Consider the following 15,507-nt stretch of genomic DNA (forward strand, 5'->3'; position numbering starts at 1 on the left):
AAAATGACCCAAAACGATACCGTTCGGCCCTTGACCCTCTAGCTCACTGGAGGCTTCAAGATGAAGTCACCAGTACAGATTCAGAGATTTACCCATGACCCTTCAACTCACCGTGCCCGACCTGGCCTGCTCCGCCTGTGTTGATACCGTCACCAAAGCCATTCAGGCGATCGATGGGGCCGCCCAGGTCAGCGCCGACCCCAAGACCAAGCAGGTGGACGTCACCACCACCGCCTCCGACGCGGCGGTCAAGCAGGCCGTGACCGATGCTGGCTACACCGTGGCCTGAGCGCCCAGCCCCCCATTCAGGCATGACCATGAAAACCCAAACGCTAAAGCTGCAGGGCATGAGCTGCGCCGCCTGCGCCAGCAATATAGAGTCGGCCATTCGCGCGGTGCCCGGCGTGGACCAGTGCAGCGTGAACTTTGGCGCTGAGCAGGCGGCGGTCACCTACAACCCGCAGCAGACCAACCTGACCAAAATTCAGCGGGCGGTGGATGACGCTGGCTACGGCGCACAGCCGATCGGCGACGACCCCCTGGCCGCCGAGGACGACGCGGAGCGGCGGCAGCGAGAGATCCGCCACCGCGAACTCACTCGCAAGGTGGTGTTTAGCCTGGCGATCGGCGGCGTGCTGATGATCGGCGGGCTGCCGATGATGACGGGGATTCCCATGCCCTTTATTCCGGCCTGGTTGCACCACCCCTGGGTGCAGCTGGTGCTGACTCTGCCGGTCATGGTGTGGGCGGGCAGCGGCTTTTTTATCAACGCCTGGAAAGCCTTCAAGCGGCGCTCCGCCACAATGGATACCCTGGTGGCCGTCGGCACCGGCACGGCTTTTCTCTACTCCCTATTCCCGACCCTCAATCCCCAGTGGTTTCTGGACCAGGGCCTCAGCCCGGATGTCTACTTTGAGATTACCGCTATCATCATTGCCCTGATTTTGCTGGGCAACCTGCTCGAAAACCGGGCCAAGGGGCAGACCTCCGAGGCCATTCGCAAGCTGATCGGCCTCCAGGCCAAAACCGCGCGGGTCATCCGCAACGGGCAGGAGCTGGATGTCCCCATTGCCGACGTTGTGGTCGGCGACGTGGTGCTGGTGCGCCCTGGGGAAAAAATTCCGGTCGATGGCGAAATTGTGGAGGGGGCCTCCACCCTCGACGAAGCGATGGTAACCGGGGAAAGCCTGCCCGTGCAGAAGACCGTCGGCGATGAGGTAGTCGGGGCCACCCTGAATAAGACGGGCAGCTTCAAGTTTCGCGCCACCCGCGTCGGCAAAGACACGTTTCTGGCCCAGATCGTCAAGCTGGTGCAGCAGGCCCAGGGCTCAAAGGCTCCCATTCAGCAGCTGGCCGACCGGGTGACCAGCTGGTTTGTGCCCGCCGTGATGGCCGTGGCGATTCTCACCTTTGTGGTCTGGTACAACGTCATGGGCAATGTCAGTATGGCGCTGATTACCACCGTGGGGGTGTTGATTTTGGCCTGCCCCTGCGCGCTGGGGCTGGCGACGCCGACCTCGATCATGGTGGGCACCGGCAAAGGGGCTGAGAACGGCATTTTGATCAAAGGGGCCGACAGCCTGGAGATGGCCCACAAAATTCAAACTATTGTGCTGGATAAGACCGGCACCATTACCCAGGGCAGACCCACCGTAACCGACTATGTCACCGTCAACGGCACCGCCACCGAGCTGCACCTGCTGAGACTGGCGGGAACGCTAGAGCGCAACTCTGAGCATCCCCTGGCCGAAGCGGTGGTGCAGTACGCCCAGGCCCAGGGGGTGACCCTAGACGATTCCCAAGGCTTTGAAGCCGTGGCGGGCAGCGGCGTGCAGGGGAATGTGGCGGGGCAGCGGGTGCAGATTGGCACCCACCGCTGGATGGCGGAACTGGGCATCGCCACCGATCGCCTGAAGTCGGACTGGGACCGGCTGGAGTCCCTGGGCCGCACCGTGGTCTGGCTGGCCGTCGATGGCCAGGTAGAAGCCCTGCTGGCGATCGCCGATGCGGTCAAGCCCTCCTCAGCCCAGGCCATTGCCACCCTGCAGCGGATGGGCCTGGAGGTGGTGATGCTGACCGGCGACAACCGCCGCACCGCTGAGGTGATCGCCCGCGAGGTGGGAATTAACCGCCTGTTTGCCGAAGTGCGCCCTGACCAGAAAGCGGCCCAGGTGGCCGAACTCCAGCGAGAGGGCAACGTGGTGGCCATGGTGGGCGACGGCATCAACGATGCCCCCGCCCTGGCCCAAGCGGATGTGGGGATGGCGATCGGCACCGGGACTGACGTGGCGATCGCGGCCAGCGACATCACCCTGATCGCCGGCGACCTGCACGGCATTGTCACCGCCATTCAGCTCTCCCGCGCCACCATGCAGAACATTCGCCAGAACCTGTTCTTTGCCTTTATCTACAACGTCGCCGGGATTCCCATCGCCGCTGGGGTGCTCTACCCCATCTTCGGCTGGCTGCTCAACCCGATCATCGCCGGGGCCGCCATGGCCTTTAGCTCGGTGTCGGTGGTGACCAATGCCCTGCGCCTGCAAAAGTTTCGCCCCCGGCTGCCGGGATAGCCATTGGCTCGCCAGGGCCAGTCTGCGACCATCCTTCAGGAACTCCCCCCATGAGACTCAAACCCCTTATCCTCACCAGTCTGGCCAGCCTGGGGCTGCTCCTCAGCCTCGCCGTCGGCACTCCAGCCCAGATGGGGCATGGTAGCACTGATATGGCCCAGCCCACCAGTCAGTTTCAGCGGATCGAACAGCCCCTGTGGTCAAAGCTGGCCGTAACCGGGGCTGGCCTGGGACTGATCGGCCTCGAACTGTGGTGGTTCCTGTTCAGCAAACCGCAGTCCCGGCAGGTGAGCAAGGATGGTGACCTCGACCCCAGCGACAGTGGGGCATAGGCGGACGGGTCGGCCTGAACTCCGCCCCCGGCTAGACGCTGGTCCGATCCTGGCTACCTAAGCTGAAGGTAAGTCAAGGAGAAATAGCATGGCCCAAGAACTTAACAATCGCAAAGTGGCGATTCTTGCCACCGACGGGTTTGAGCAGGTGGAGTTGACGGAGCCGAAACAGGCCCTCGAAAAGGCCGGTGCCCAGGTCCATGTCGTGGCCCCGGAAGGAGACACCATTCAGGGCTGGAACCACTACGACAAAGGCGATACCGTTCCCGTCGATTGCACCCTCGATCAGGTCAACGCCAGTGACTACGACGCTCTGGTGCTGCCGGGCGGCGTGATCAACCCAGACCAGCTGCGAATGAACGATCAGGCCATTCAGTTTATCAAAGCGTTTTTTGCCGACAGCAAGCCCGTCGCCGCCATCTGCCACGGCCCCTGGACCCTGGTGGAAGCCGATGTGGTCAAGGGGCGCACCGTCACCTCCTGGCCCTCGCTCAAAACTGACCTCAGCAACGCGGGCGCAACCTGGGTCGACCAGGAGGTGGTGGTTGACCAGGGGCTGGTCACCAGCCGCAACCCCAAGGATTTACCCGCCTTCAACCGCAAAATGGTGGAGGAGTTCTGCGAGTAGGGCCACCACGTTACCCGACGACCCGAGCCCGAAAACGGACAAAGCCAAAGGTATTGGGTGGGGTGCCGGGAGCCGTGGCGGGGGGGAGAGTATTTGGACTGCTGACCACATTGACCACTACGGCTCCATTGGTATTCGCCCCCACGCAGGAGGCCGGGAGGTTGGCCCCAGCGGGGTAAAACTGACCGCGATCGCCATCCTGGGCATTGGTGAGAAACACTGTAGGTGCGGTGGGAACTGTATCTCCCCTAAAGGCCAGGGCAATGCCCACATCGGTGCCGCTGAGGCCGCCGCTATCCAGGGGGGTTTGGCCATTGTAGGCCTGGGGCACAAACCGAGTGTGGGCCGGAATCAGGTCACAGATGCTCACATTGGTAATCGGCCCAGTGCCGCTGGAGAGAAAGTAAACCGTGTATTCCAGCTCGTCACCGGGTTTGACCAGGCCTCCTTCCGTGGCACCCACCAGGGCATTACTGGGCCAGAGGGCACCATCGCCTGAATTGATCACAGTGTTGAGCAGTGTCCCGTCATTGGGGTTGATCGGCTCCTGGTTAATCGCTGTAATGCGTTTTACCAGGGACAGCTGCGGAAACGTGCCAAACAGAACCCGGTAATCCTCCACTTCTCCGTTTAAGGCCAAACCCAGGGGCGAAGGGTTATTGATCAGCCGGGTATCGGTGGTAATCCGGAATCGGGCGTAGGCCGTACCTTCTGTGGGGGCGGTAAAGCCTGACCACGTGAGGGTTGCGGTGGTTTGTCCTGCGGCGACCACGGCCCCGGCCAATTCCCCAGGGTCGAGGAAACTGCCATTTTTGTTAAAGTCAATCCAGCCCATCAGGGTAGCCGGAACGCCAGTGCCATTGTGGACTGGAATACCCGGCAGACTATAAGTGGTGATGCCTGGGGTAATCAGCCAATCCCCCGCGAAGGCATCCTCGTCGTCAGTGCCGGTGTTGTCATCGTGGATAGCGGGATTGGGAGCGATCGCTGGGGTCACCGTATTTTCTGCATCGGGGGGAATTGACCCCAGGTAAATCGCCTGGCCAGTACTGTGGCGGGCAGGTCCAGGCAGAGGGATGCTTCGATCAACAACGCTTGTGCCATAGCTATTTGGAGCATCCCCCAAATCGAGATTGTAGCTAACCAGGCCATCTAGAAAAACGGCACTGTCCCACTGGCGATCGCCAATGTCAGCCACGATTACCTTGACGGTATAAGTGGCCCCAGGGGTTACGGCCAACTGCGCTGTAAGGGGTATGGTAAAGCCGTCATACTGGGTATGGGTAAAGTTCGTTTGAGTTGTTGTGTTCGACGTATTGTTAGCAGAAATAGGACCTTCAGAGGAAGCCGGGTCCACGTTATTGACATAAAAAGCAGAATTTCCCAAATCGCAGGGGGCCGATTGCGCGGGATTTGATACCGCATAGCTGCCCACAACTCCACGGTTAATTTGGTTGACGGCAATGGGAATTAGACTGTCGCCAACCCTGGCGATATTGGCTTTGCCGGTGATGCCAGGACCGCTGACAAAAATCCCCATGGCATCGTTAAAAATCGTACAGACAAACTCGTTGTACTCCTCTGAAGCAAACACAAAGTTTACCGCCATGAAATTGCCAGCAGGAACCACCTGAAACTCCAGTCCAATGGTGTCGTATTGGGCTCCATTGTCAACCGTAGCCAAGTCTGAATCATTCCGGACCGTCGTTGTGCCTGTGGTTCTGGAAAACGATGTATTGGGTCCAACTGCGCTGCTCGCGGTTCCGGTAACCAGGGCAATCCCGTTTTCAATTCCAATGACAGGTCCTCGACCGGATACAGTGGTGCCATTGGAAAAGAGGCGCGCCTGACCGGATGTAGCCGCCGGAAGAATCGTAATACTGCTAGCATTCACCGTGACATTGGAGACCGCCCCATTCCCTTCTAAGGCCGCCTTGAGATCGGCCTGGGTCGGGCTTGTCGCACCGATCGTCAAGTTTGCCAAAGCAATTTGAGGGAAAATAGCCAGGCTCAAAAGGGCTAGGCAGCAGCCGATGAACATCCGCACCAGAAACCGACTGATTCGGCGTCTCTCGATTGGGAAAACGGGGGGCATGGGGTTCACTGATGGGTTCGGGCTAGGAGACATAGGTTGATTCAACCATTCCTCTGAGGCAGTGCTCTAAACGTTGCAAAAATAGCGATTTTGTCTGGTCTGGCTGCGATCTGCGCCCTTGGGTGGAGACTATCGGATGCCGCCGTTTGAACTCTCGGGTGGGAATGCAACCTCTGATGTCGCCCCAGGGGTTACCCCGGTATCACCAGCGGTGGGCAAATGAGGCTCTGCGGGTTGGGGCTGGGCTAGGGACTGTGGCGGTGGGGTAGAGGCAAACCCAAAGTCTCTGAACAGGTTGTTGTCGAGTTTGAGGCTGATGCCCAGGTAGGGGCCACTGGCCGAGCGAGATTGGCTAAAGTCGCGATCGCTCATGCTGCCAAAGGTGTAGCCTGCGGCCAGGCGCAGGTTGGGCGACAGGTGGTAGCCCGCCTCCAGGTTGAGGGCCATCTCGCTATACCCTGCGGAGGGCTGGGTGAGCCAGCGGGCACCAGCGGAGACATCCCACTGGTAGTCAAAGCGGTGGGTGGCGCGCACCTGGGCTAACCCCACGGTGCTGGTGCTGATGAAATCGTCCGCCAGGTAGGCGGTGCTGTGGCGCAGGGCGAGCTTGCCATAGAATTCCCACTGCCAGCTGGGAGAATAAATTGCCTCCAGCGCCAGGACGTGATCCTCTGAACCGGTGCCGCGCCCAAACAAAATGCTTTCGGGCACCAGGGCCGGGTTGCGACGATATTCGTAGCGCAGCAGGGCATTCCAGCGATCGTTATCGGGGTCGCGGTAGGCCAGCCCCAGCCGCAGATTAGTGCTGGTCCCCAGGGCTTCCAGGCCCTGGTTGGAGGCGCTAGCCCGCTGAACGTTGGCCAGGGCGGTGAGGGAGGGGGTTAGGCGACCCAGGGCTGAAGCCGTGAACACTGTGTTTGACCCCGCCGAGGAGGTCCGATGCTGCAACTGGGCGTTGGCCTGAAAGTCGGGGTTGCCCGTGTAATCGATGCCCACACTGAAATTGTGCCCCGCCGCTAACCCCAGCCCGGCAGCACTCTGGCCCACGGCAAAGGGCTGGGCAAACTGGCTACCGGCGGCGGTGGTGCCGAAGCTGTTACCAAAAATATGCTCGTAGCTGAGGGTGGCGCGCAGACCGGGGGCCAGGGTAATCCCCTGGCTGAGGCCGATGGCACCGGCCAGGGCCTGGGCGTTGATCAGAGACACCCGACTGCTCAGGGTTGTGTCGGGGCCAAACTGGTATTCACCATTCAGATCGAGGCTGGTGATGGCCTGGGGTTCAAACTGGCCCCCCGAAATAAACTGCTGATTGAAGCTGAGGGTAATGCCGGGATGCACCAGCCAGTCCAGCCCCACCAGGGTGCGGTCGGGGTAGAGGGGGTCTGTGGTGCTGGAGAGGGTGGTTTCGTTTTGGGCCCGCAGGGATAGGGTGTTGGAGATGGGCAGGGTGAGGCGCGATCGCAGTTGGTTAGAGGTGGCGCTGAGGGCATTGGGCGCGATCCGATCTTCTCGGTTGCGGTGAATCCAATCGAACGCCAGGGTGGCGTCGCCAATCTGCTGTTGCACCCCCGCCGTCAGGGTGGTGAGGGAATTGTTGACTGGGCTGCCCGGTATGGCTTCCGACCCCGGATTGAGTAGATCTTCCAGGGTGCTGAGGGGGCGAGGAGCTGTGCCAAAGTTGTCTTCGTGGTCATACTGCAACCGCAGCTGGGTGGTGGGGAAAACCTGGGCCTGGAGTTCGGCCCCATAGCGGGTTTGGCCAGGGACAAAACTGGTGGTGGCATTGTTGGCAAAGCCTGGATCGGTGGTGCGCCAGTAGGCCCGACCTCTCACCCCTGAAAACAGGGTGCTCTGGGCCTCTAATCGGTAGGCGGAGCCGCTGACGGGACCAGCAAAGGCCGAGTGATGGCTGGAGCGGGCATATTCGGCGATCAGTTGGCCATCGCTCCCGAAGGAGATCAGGGCATCGGCCCCGTAGAGCGCAAACTGGCGATCGCCCATATTTTCTTGCAGGTAGGTGGCCCCCAGCCAGCTTTCCCGGTTCACCTGCCGGGATAGGTGGTAGCGCAGCCGCCCCCCGTAGATATTGGCGCTGTCGTCACTCTCGTACTGGTAGGTGACCACAATTCGGCGCACCAGGGTACGCCCTTCGTCGTCAATGTCGGTGCGCAGAACGGGCTGGCGAAACAGCAGACTGCCCCGGTCGTAGTCGATGTCGTAGTCCAGCCCCCGACGCAGGGGTTCACGCTCCAGCACCGTGCCGGGGCGGTTCAATTCCTCTAGCTCTAAAAAGACATTCTCACTGCCGGCAATCAGCAGTCGGCGAGACAAAAAGTAAAACCCGCTGGTGCCATCCGGGGCCAGGGTATCGCGCTGGAACCCGTCAATGTTGTTGCCGTAGAAGCCGCTGATCTGGAGGTTGCCCAGGTTGTAATTACCCTGGAGGCCGTGCAGCTGCCGGGTGGTGGCTGTGAACAACTGGGACTGGGTAGCAAAGTCGGTGGTGGTGTAGTCGCCCCACATCAGGTGGTCACTACCGGCCCCCTCCACCGGGGAGGTGCGCTCGAACCTGAGGTAGAGACTGTCAATGGAGGGAGTCATCACCTCGCTGGTGGACTCGTCACCATAGACTGGGTAGGTGCGATCGCAGGCCTGGGTGGCCCGAAATAGCGAGGCTGTGCCAGTACAGTCCTGGTTGAGCGGGCGGCGACTGTTGTAGGCCCCGGTCACCAGCCAGTCCCCCAGGCGGCCTGTGCCAAAGACCGCCGCACCACCGTCTAGCCCCAGGCTATTGTCGCCATCGGGGGGCAAGAAATCGCGGAAGCTACCGAAATAGTCGGTACCCCGAGCCCCCAGCCGCAGGTCCACGGACCCACTCAGCAAGCTAGGCCGCAGGGCCGTCTCAAACCCGATTTGGGTAAAGGCTTCTAAATCCGCCGTGGTAGCCCGCAGGGTGACGACCTCGGCCCGCAGTCCCGCCTGGAGGGTGGCCGTAAACTCACCATCCAGGGTTTCCACCTGAAACCCTGGCCGATCAGGGTTGTGGTCCACTCCCACAAAGGTGCCAGCACTGGCCTCCAGGGTGACCACCGCCCTTTGGTTGGCGGGATTGCCCTGGGCATCCAAGAGTCGCCCCCGCACCGTGGCCGTCGAGCGACCATCGGCGGGAATGCGGGCCTCAACGGTTTCCAGGGCCAGGGCGGTGGGCAGGCCCCGCACAGCCACCGTCACCTGGGCCGGGGGTAAGGGGTTACCCTGCCAGGTGCCCTCAGCCGCGATCGTGTTTTGCCCCGCCCGCAGGGTAACGGCGTACCAGGTTTGGGTGACCATCCCCTGGGCGTGGTCGGTTTCGGTACGACCAATTTGGGTCGGATCGACAGCCTCGCCATTCACCACCAGGCGCACCTGGCTATCCACCGGAAATTGCAGGGTCACGCTCACCGCTGGGGTATCGACCACAGCGTCCATCGCGGGAGACAGAATGCTCAGGGGTACAGGGGCGATCGCGGGGGACTCTGCCGTCGGGGCAGGCGAAATACTGGTTAGATCGGTTGTTTGCTCGGGGTGGGGGGCGGGGAAGGAGGCCGCCTCGGGCTGGGCGATCGCCCCCTGAGCAGCAGGCCGTTGTTCAGCTTCTGCCATCGGCGGTAGCTCCGCCCCAGCCACCGGTAGCTGGATCAGGGCGGCGACCGTCAGCCCCGCCAATCCTTTACCCAGTCCCAACCGGGACGGTTGCTGAATGCTCATTCTGCTGCCTCCGCCGGGGCGTCCGCTGGAACCAGCGGCATAACGCCAAAGTTCATGCGCACCAGGCCCCCAGGGGACAACTGCACCCGCCGCGAATCGGTGTTGTGCTCGATGAAAACCTGGTTGGGGGCCAGGGTATACCCCGGTATGCTGGTCAGATCCAGGGTGCCGACCCGGTAGCCGGGCAGCACATTGGCCACCGAGAACAGCCCGGTTTCGTCGGTGGTGATCCGGGTACCGTCGTCTAAGAAAACGACAGCGTTGGGAATCCCCGGCTCACCGGACTGCTGCTCACCGTCAAAGTTGCTATCCACAAAGACGCGGCCCACAATGGTGCCGGTATCGGTCACAATGCCGGGCTGAACCCGCAGGCGGTGCAGGGCGGGACCGTCTCGCACCACCTGGCCATTGTCGCTACGAAGCCCCGAGACCATGGCTGAGTTGAGGCCATTCCCCCGCAGAGCCTCTGGGGTGAGCTGGGCGGCATAGACTACCGTCAACCCCTGCCCCTGTTCCAGGGTCACCTCCGGTTGAAAGGTGATGGTTCGACCGTTGGGCGTGGTGGTCAGGGGAACTGGGGCATTGCCTAGGGCGGCTCGGCCCGAATCCGCCACCAGGCTAAAGCCCAGGGGCAGCGTGTCGGTGATGGCCAAATTGCTGACGGGAGTGCTGGCCAAATTTCGAATTTGCAGGCGATAGAGCACCGTATCCCCTGGTTCTGCCGCCACCCGATCGCCGGTTTTGACAATTTGAATGGACTGGGCATCGCAGACACTGGCCCCTACATTCAGCACCGCCAGCACCAGCCCCACCTGGGCGGCATCGTTGATGGTGATGGTGCCAGCCACGGTGGTCAGGTTATCGGTAGCGCTGATTGGCAAACCATCGAGGGAAGTGGCTGTGTAGGCAAAGGTATCGCCTGTCCGTTCACCAACGACCAGCCGAATCCGTCGCTGGCGGTAGGTACTGTTGGCCGGGGGATTGATCACCAGAATGTAAGTGGTGCCCAGATCCAGCTGCCCGCGGCTGGGGTCGAGCAGAAAGTTATACCCCCCCTGGTCGCTTTGACTTAGAAAAAATGGATTACTGTTCTGGGTATTGGGGGGCAATCCTGCGGCGATCGCATTGTTGGGGTTATCGGGCAGCTCTGTGGCCGTAAGGGGGACTAACGACCCCAATTCCCCCAGGGCGCTGGCGGCGAAGTAGACGCCCATGCTAAAGCCCCGGTAGTCGGGCAAGAGTTCTCCGGCACAACCGGTAATGCGTCCGAGGGGGTCAACCAACCCATCAGCCTGGATGGGGGGTAGGAGGGTAAGGGCTTGCTGGCTGCTGTCGCCACAGGTGCTGCTCAGGACGATCGCCAGGGGAGCGGCGGCGGTCGGCAGACGACTAACCTGCACATCGATCTGCAGGGTCACCGGTTGGTTGGGGGCCAGGGTGACAGTAGTGGCCGTTTCCACCCCGCCAAGCCGAATGGCCGCCACAGTGCCTGGTCCCACCAGCCCGGATTGTTGAATTTCGGCTGCGGTGGGCGATTGCACCTGGACCGGGGCGCGACCGATATTCCGCAACTCAAAGCTAAAACGCACGACATCTCCAGGGTTGAGGCTGGTCTGCTGCCCGGACAGAATGCGGCGACGGTCAGCCGCCAGACTGTCTTGAGCCTGGCTGAGGAGATTCCCATAGGGTGGAATGGCGGCGATCGCAGCATTGTAGGCGGCAGTACTCAGCTCTGCCCAGGAGGTGCCGATGGCCGTCGTTTGCACCACGCCAGCAGCGGCCGCAGCGGCCAGGGCCGCCTCGGCGGCAGGAATGCCCAAGCCGAGCATGGTCGAGGGGCGCAGGCCAAGCAGGGCCAGGGTTAATGCGTGGGTTGGGTCTGCCCCCAGCCCATTGATTTGGGCGGCTCGGGTCGGTACAGCCGTAGCCAGGGCTTGCCGGGTCGCGGCCAGTATCTGCTGGAGCGGTGCTGCATCGGGCAGCAGGGCATAGGCCCTTACCGCCGCTAAACTGCCCCGGCTGGCCTCCGCCTCACTCCAGCCCCAGGACAGTAACTCGGCCTGTAGGGCCGTGGTGATTTGGCCCAACCCATGCACCAGGTTGCCTTTGTCGTCCCGTGGGGCCTGGGGGATTAAGGCCAAAGCGCCGCTGTTGGTGATTTGGCCGATCACCGAGGTGGTTTGCCCCCCGAACAGGTCAGGGGTCAGATCGTAGGTGGTGTTCGCCTGCCGACGGAGGGTGTTGTGGCTGTAGTCGGCACGGTTGCGCAAGGTTAGGCCGGCTTCCCCTGGGGCCACACACTGAAGCTGGGCCGCAGACAGTTGAGTTTGGCTCCAGGCCGGTGTGGCCCAGGTTAGCCCCCCCAGCAGCAGTGTGGTAGCGAGGGGCCACAGTCGCCTGGGATGGGCGGGGGGCTGAGAACGGAATGGCAGGACGAAGGACATCACCGAAGCACGATTGGAAGGGTATGGGAGGCAAACGCCCCAGGTGGGGTAAATCCACCCACGGCTGGCGGTAACCCCTGCCCTGGGGCAAATGGGCACGGGCGCGCAGCGCCATTCAGAAGGGCTCACGGTCAACTCGTCTGCACGGCAAGGAAAAATTGGCTCTAGTTCTGGGGTCGCCGGGGCGATCGCCCCGGTTGGTTTACCTCCACCCAGCGCGATCAGTCGGGCGCCGGGTGAAGGATATGGGGCATTAGCGCACCGTCACATCGTAGGCAGCGGACAGCACAGCCTCCGGCTGTACCTGATCGCCAAAGTTCCAGCGAATGTGGGTATAAGCCTCTGCCGGAGCTGGTTCTAGCACAATATCGCCGTTGGGCTGGGTGACTTCTACCATGGGCGCATCCACAAAGGTCTCGCCATTGTCGATGCTGTAGGTGATGGCGGCCCCGCCGTTGTTACCCACCAGGGCAGACCCCAAAACATAGATGGTTTGGGGGGGAACCGGCTGGGTTACCACCAGGTTCTTGAGGCTGCGATCGCTGGTATTTTCCCCCGACAGGTTGTAGCGCAACCGATCGCCGGGCTGCACCACAGCCTTTTCACCGCTGAGGGTTTGCCAGGTTTCCTTGGTCTGCCCCTGGGCATCGGTTTCAAGCACCTGCTTCGCGGCGGCCAACTCCAGCTGAATCGCCGGTTGACGCTGCAAACTCTCGATTACCGACTGGCTGGCCTGTTGCAGGCTGGCCCAGACGGGGGTACCGCTCAGCAAGGGTACAGCCACGGTTAACAGCGCCGCGGCAGCTCCCAGACCAACGAACTTAGATAGACGTTTCATGTTGTTTGACCTCTGCAAATTTGTAAAACCACGGGACGGAGTGATACGAACCGGTCAAGCCGGAGGAGAGGCCTGCGCGGAGGCCTCCCCACCCCTGACCTAGTTAATGCGGCGACGGAAAGTGAAGCTACCATCGGCTTGGGGCTGCACCACGCCCACAGTGTTTACGTAGCGAATGACATCGGTCGCTTGGGTTGGCCCAGAGCGATCGCCACCATTGGCGAACATAATTGGCCCCTGGGTGGCCGTGGCCATCCCCTGGACATTGCTGGTGATGATTACCCCATTGGCTTCCAGCGCCCAGGTGTTGCCAGTATCAGTGGGATCCGTCAAATCACCCGTGGTACCGTCCTCAGTAATCACCACGTTGTTGGCATTTAGCGTGACGTTGCCGCTACCGGTAGACGCCTCAGAAATGTTGTTGTAAACAATGCGGTATTCCAGAATGTTGCCCGGTACGATGTTGGCGGGGTTGGGACTATCGGTAAAGCCCTGAATTTCTGTGCCATTGGCGTTCAGAATTCGCACCTCTTTTGACAGGCGCAGATAGCCCACATAGGAGCGGTTAATGGTCAGGTTTTGGGCTTCCCCAGCGTCGGGAAGACCATTAACGATACCCGTATCGGAGAAGGCCACGACGGGTACCGGATAGCCGCCCTGGTTGTTTTCCGTAGACAGACCTGTGCCAGCGGGCAGCGTCACATTCACGGTGTAGTTGACGGAGGTGCCTGCCGGTAGGCTGTTAATGCGCACGGTGTCGGTACCCGCCCCGCCGGTAAAGGTAAAGGTGCCGGTGCCCTGGTTGTAGGTGTAGGGGGCGCGAATGCCGTTGTACACAATTTCTACAACCGTGCCGTTAGGCAAATCAGTATTGTCAATCCCGGCAACCGCTGCCAAATCCCTCGGTACCAGCAGAATGTTGGTAATCGGCGCTGTGCCAGGGTTTTGCACAGTATTGGTAAAGCTAATGGTCACCGGGGCCGCCAGGCCTGCACCGGGGGCAGGGGTGACGTTGCCAGGAATAGCCTGGTTGGTGAAGTCATCGTTATTGCTAGTGGGGCCAACCGCAGCGGGCTGCCCCTGGGGGCCATGCAACAGAGCCCCAGGGGGCAGCAACACAAAGACATTCACCTCACCCCCAGGACCAATCCCCTGGTTGTCGGTGGCGGGGTTGTTGTCACCGCTGTTGGGGTCTACTCCCTGAATGGCGCTGTTGGCCACCCCGCTGGTGATGCCAGGGCCAGGGGTGCCATCATCGTTGAGGTTGTTGGGGTTTTGGTCGCCCGATTCGTCGTAGACTAACCGGTTCGGGTTGCCAGCGGTGGCACCAAACACCTGACCCAGGTTTTCAATACTCTGCCCAGCCACCGGGTCAACCCCGGAGGTGACAACCTGGAAGGTAAAGCCGGTTACGGTGGTGCCAGCGGCTATGGTGGGCTCTACAGCGGTATTGCGTACAAAGCCGATGCGGGTGACAATGCTCAGATCCCCTGGCGCTATCGTGGTCCAGGCGGCTGCATTGGCAAAGGTGGTGGTGGGAGCCGTGGTGTAAACGACCTGCCACCCGGCTGGGGCCGAGGGCGTGCCAGTCAACACAGTACCGGCAGGAATCGCATCTGACACGAGAATGTAGTTGCCCGCGGTGCCGTTAACGGTAATGGATTGACCCGCTAAGGCCGCCGCCACAAAGCCAGGACTGCCCACCGGAGCAGATCCCTCCACCCGCAGGGACAATCCATAGGTCAGTACCACATCGGTTAGATCATTGGGATTGTTTAAGGCCGTGTTGATGCGGCTCTTGAGCAGGGTAGCGAAGGCCTGGGGCTGGCTACCCACCTGAATTGATAGAATACCCTGGGCCTCTCGCTGACCGTTGACCGGACTGCCGCCGGTGGTGCGCACCTCGTTGGCCTGGGGGCCATCTTGATCGTCAGGCTGGTTTTGGGTACTGCCATCGGGGCCAGCCGCAGTGTCACCCAGCCGCACGCTAATCTCAGCCCCAGAAGGGGCATTGGCATTTACAGTGACCGGAACCCGCACCAGAATAGAGCCCCCTGCTGGGGTAGGAGTGTTCAAAACACCATTGGTCGAAACATCCGCCAGCGGCACAAATGTTGTGCCTCCGTCCAGCGAGACTAAAATGCCTCCGGCGGTAGCGGCCCCGGTCACTGTCGCAGTAGCAGGAAGGTGGAAGTTGGTGTCGAAGTTACCAACGTTGGTGACCTCGAAATCATAGGCCAGTTGATCATTGGGCAAAATTTGGCCACCGGGGTTGGACAGGTTCTGCACCGCATCTCCAGTGACGGTGACACCGCCCACTTCAGCCACTACAACTTCTACCGTGTTCGAGGTGGCATCAATTTGTACCCCAGGGGCGGATGGGTCTTCATAGGTAGCGGTGGCGGTGTTGCGAATGGCCGTGCCTGCCGCCACCTGAGCCAGCACTGGTCCCAAAATCTGCAGGGTGCTACCGACCACCAGCAGCGTTACTAACAACGGGCGGCCGGTCAAGCCACGAGGTTTTGGATAGGAATTAGGCGATGTCATTAAGCTGATCTCGTGATGGTTGGAATAATTTCACGTTGCTTTTATGCGCAACTCAACGAACCAGCTTAACGATGAAATGTAGCATTCATGTGGACAGTAGTTTCAACTAGAATGCCTGCAGGAGTGCATAAGTGTAAATACGGAAGGCATCAGGGATCTCACTTAAAGAAATTGGAATTGAGCAAAAATTACTTTGTTTTGATTCCATCAAGCATCTCCAGACTCTACAAATGACCGATATTTTTGCCATTGAACCTCCGGGTGGATCCCCCGTTGTCATCCTGAACGCAACGGCGGGTAGCGAAG

The 15,507-nt window shown here is 60.9% G+C and carries 9 protein-coding genes; 4 read left to right on the forward strand and 5 right to left on the reverse strand.

Going from position 1 to position 15,507, the window contains the following annotated elements; genetic code table 11:
- Positions 1-94 precede the first annotated feature (94 nt).
- The 4 genes from NF78_RS06205 (at position 95) to NF78_RS06220 (ending at position 3,530) form a co-directional block, all read left to right on the forward strand.
- Positions 95-289: a heavy-metal-associated domain-containing protein gene (locus NF78_RS06205; protein ID WP_035985347.1), complete on the forward strand. Its 195-nt coding sequence runs from the start codon at positions 95-97 to the stop codon at positions 287-289.
- A gap of 28 nt (positions 290-317) precedes the next feature.
- Positions 318-2,570, forward strand: a complete 2,253-nt coding sequence (locus tag NF78_RS06210; protein ID WP_035988846.1) for a heavy metal translocating P-type ATPase — start codon at positions 318-320, stop codon at positions 2,568-2,570.
- Positions 2,571-2,620: 50 nt separating this feature from the next.
- Positions 2,621-2,902 carry a hypothetical protein gene (locus NF78_RS06215; protein ID WP_052049882.1) on the forward strand — a complete coding sequence of 94 codons (282 nt, stop codon included), beginning with the start codon at positions 2,621-2,623 and terminating at the stop codon, positions 2,900-2,902.
- A gap of 88 nt (positions 2,903-2,990) precedes the next feature.
- A complete protein-coding gene (locus NF78_RS06220) occupies positions 2,991-3,530 on the forward strand; it encodes a type 1 glutamine amidotransferase domain-containing protein (protein WP_035985348.1) in 540 nt (179 codons plus the stop codon).
- Positions 3,531-3,540: 10 nt separating this feature from the next.
- Here the strand turns inward: NF78_RS06220 and NF78_RS06225 are convergent, their stop codons facing one another.
- The 5 genes from NF78_RS06225 to NF78_RS06245 all read right to left on the reverse strand — a co-directional run bounded on the left by NF78_RS06225 (position 3,541) and on the right by NF78_RS06245 (position 15,165).
- Positions 3,541-5,658: a choice-of-anchor L domain-containing protein gene (locus tag NF78_RS06225; protein ID WP_081972524.1), complete on the reverse strand. Its 2,118-nt coding sequence runs from the start codon at positions 5,656-5,658 to the stop codon at positions 3,541-3,543.
- A gap of 96 nt (positions 5,659-5,754) precedes the next feature.
- Positions 5,755-9,372: an invasin domain 3-containing protein gene (locus NF78_RS06230; protein WP_052049883.1), complete on the reverse strand. Its 3,618-nt coding sequence runs from the start codon at positions 9,370-9,372 to the stop codon at positions 5,755-5,757.
- Positions 9,369-11,816: a DUF11 domain-containing protein gene (locus NF78_RS32280; RefSeq protein WP_225885238.1), complete on the reverse strand. Its 2,448-nt coding sequence runs from the start codon at positions 11,814-11,816 to the stop codon at positions 9,369-9,371. Before NF78_RS32280 ends, NF78_RS06230 begins: the two co-directional genes overlap by 4 nt.
- A gap of 253 nt (positions 11,817-12,069) precedes the next feature.
- The gene (locus NF78_RS06240) at positions 12,070-12,654 is read right to left on the reverse strand and encodes a DUF11 domain-containing protein (RefSeq protein WP_035985350.1); all 585 of its coding nucleotides are present in this window, start codon (positions 12,652-12,654) and stop codon (positions 12,070-12,072) included.
- Between the two features lie 99 nt (positions 12,655-12,753).
- Entirely contained in the window at positions 12,754-15,165 is a 2,412-nt protein-coding gene (locus NF78_RS06245; RefSeq protein WP_197064775.1) for a hypothetical protein, read from the reverse strand.
- Positions 15,166-15,507: the final 342 nt, after the last annotated feature.

The sequence above is a fragment of the Leptolyngbya sp. KIOST-1 genome (assembly GCF_000763385.1).
Taxonomy (GTDB): Bacteria; Cyanobacteriota; Cyanobacteriia; order Phormidesmidales; family Phormidesmidaceae; genus Nodosilinea.

Bases quoted from the DNA above. Each gene is read 5' to 3' on its own strand.
- NF78_RS06205 (WP_035985347.1), top strand. From the start codon at position 95: ATGACCCTTCAACTCACCGTGCCCGACCTGGCCTGCTCCGCCTGTGTT.
- NF78_RS06210 (WP_035988846.1), top strand. From the start codon at position 318: ATGAAAACCCAAACGCTAAAGCTGCAGGGCATGAGCTGCGCCGCCTGC.
- NF78_RS06215 (WP_052049882.1), top strand. From the start codon at position 2,621: ATGAGACTCAAACCCCTTATCCTCACCAGTCTGGCCAGCCTGGGGCTG.
- NF78_RS06220 (WP_035985348.1), top strand. From the start codon at position 2,991: ATGGCCCAAGAACTTAACAATCGCAAAGTGGCGATTCTTGCCACCGAC.
- NF78_RS06225 (WP_081972524.1), bottom strand. From the start codon at position 5,658: ATGTCTCCTAGCCCGAACCCATCAGTGAACCCCATGCCCCCCGTTTTC.
- NF78_RS06230 (WP_052049883.1), bottom strand. From the start codon at position 9,372: ATGAGCATTCAGCAACCGTCCCGGTTGGGACTGGGTAAAGGATTGGCG.
- NF78_RS32280 (WP_225885238.1), bottom strand. From the start codon at position 11,816: ATGTCCTTCGTCCTGCCATTCCGTTCTCAGCCCCCCGCCCATCCCAGG.
- NF78_RS06240 (WP_035985350.1), bottom strand. From the start codon at position 12,654: ATGAAACGTCTATCTAAGTTCGTTGGTCTGGGAGCTGCCGCGGCGCTG.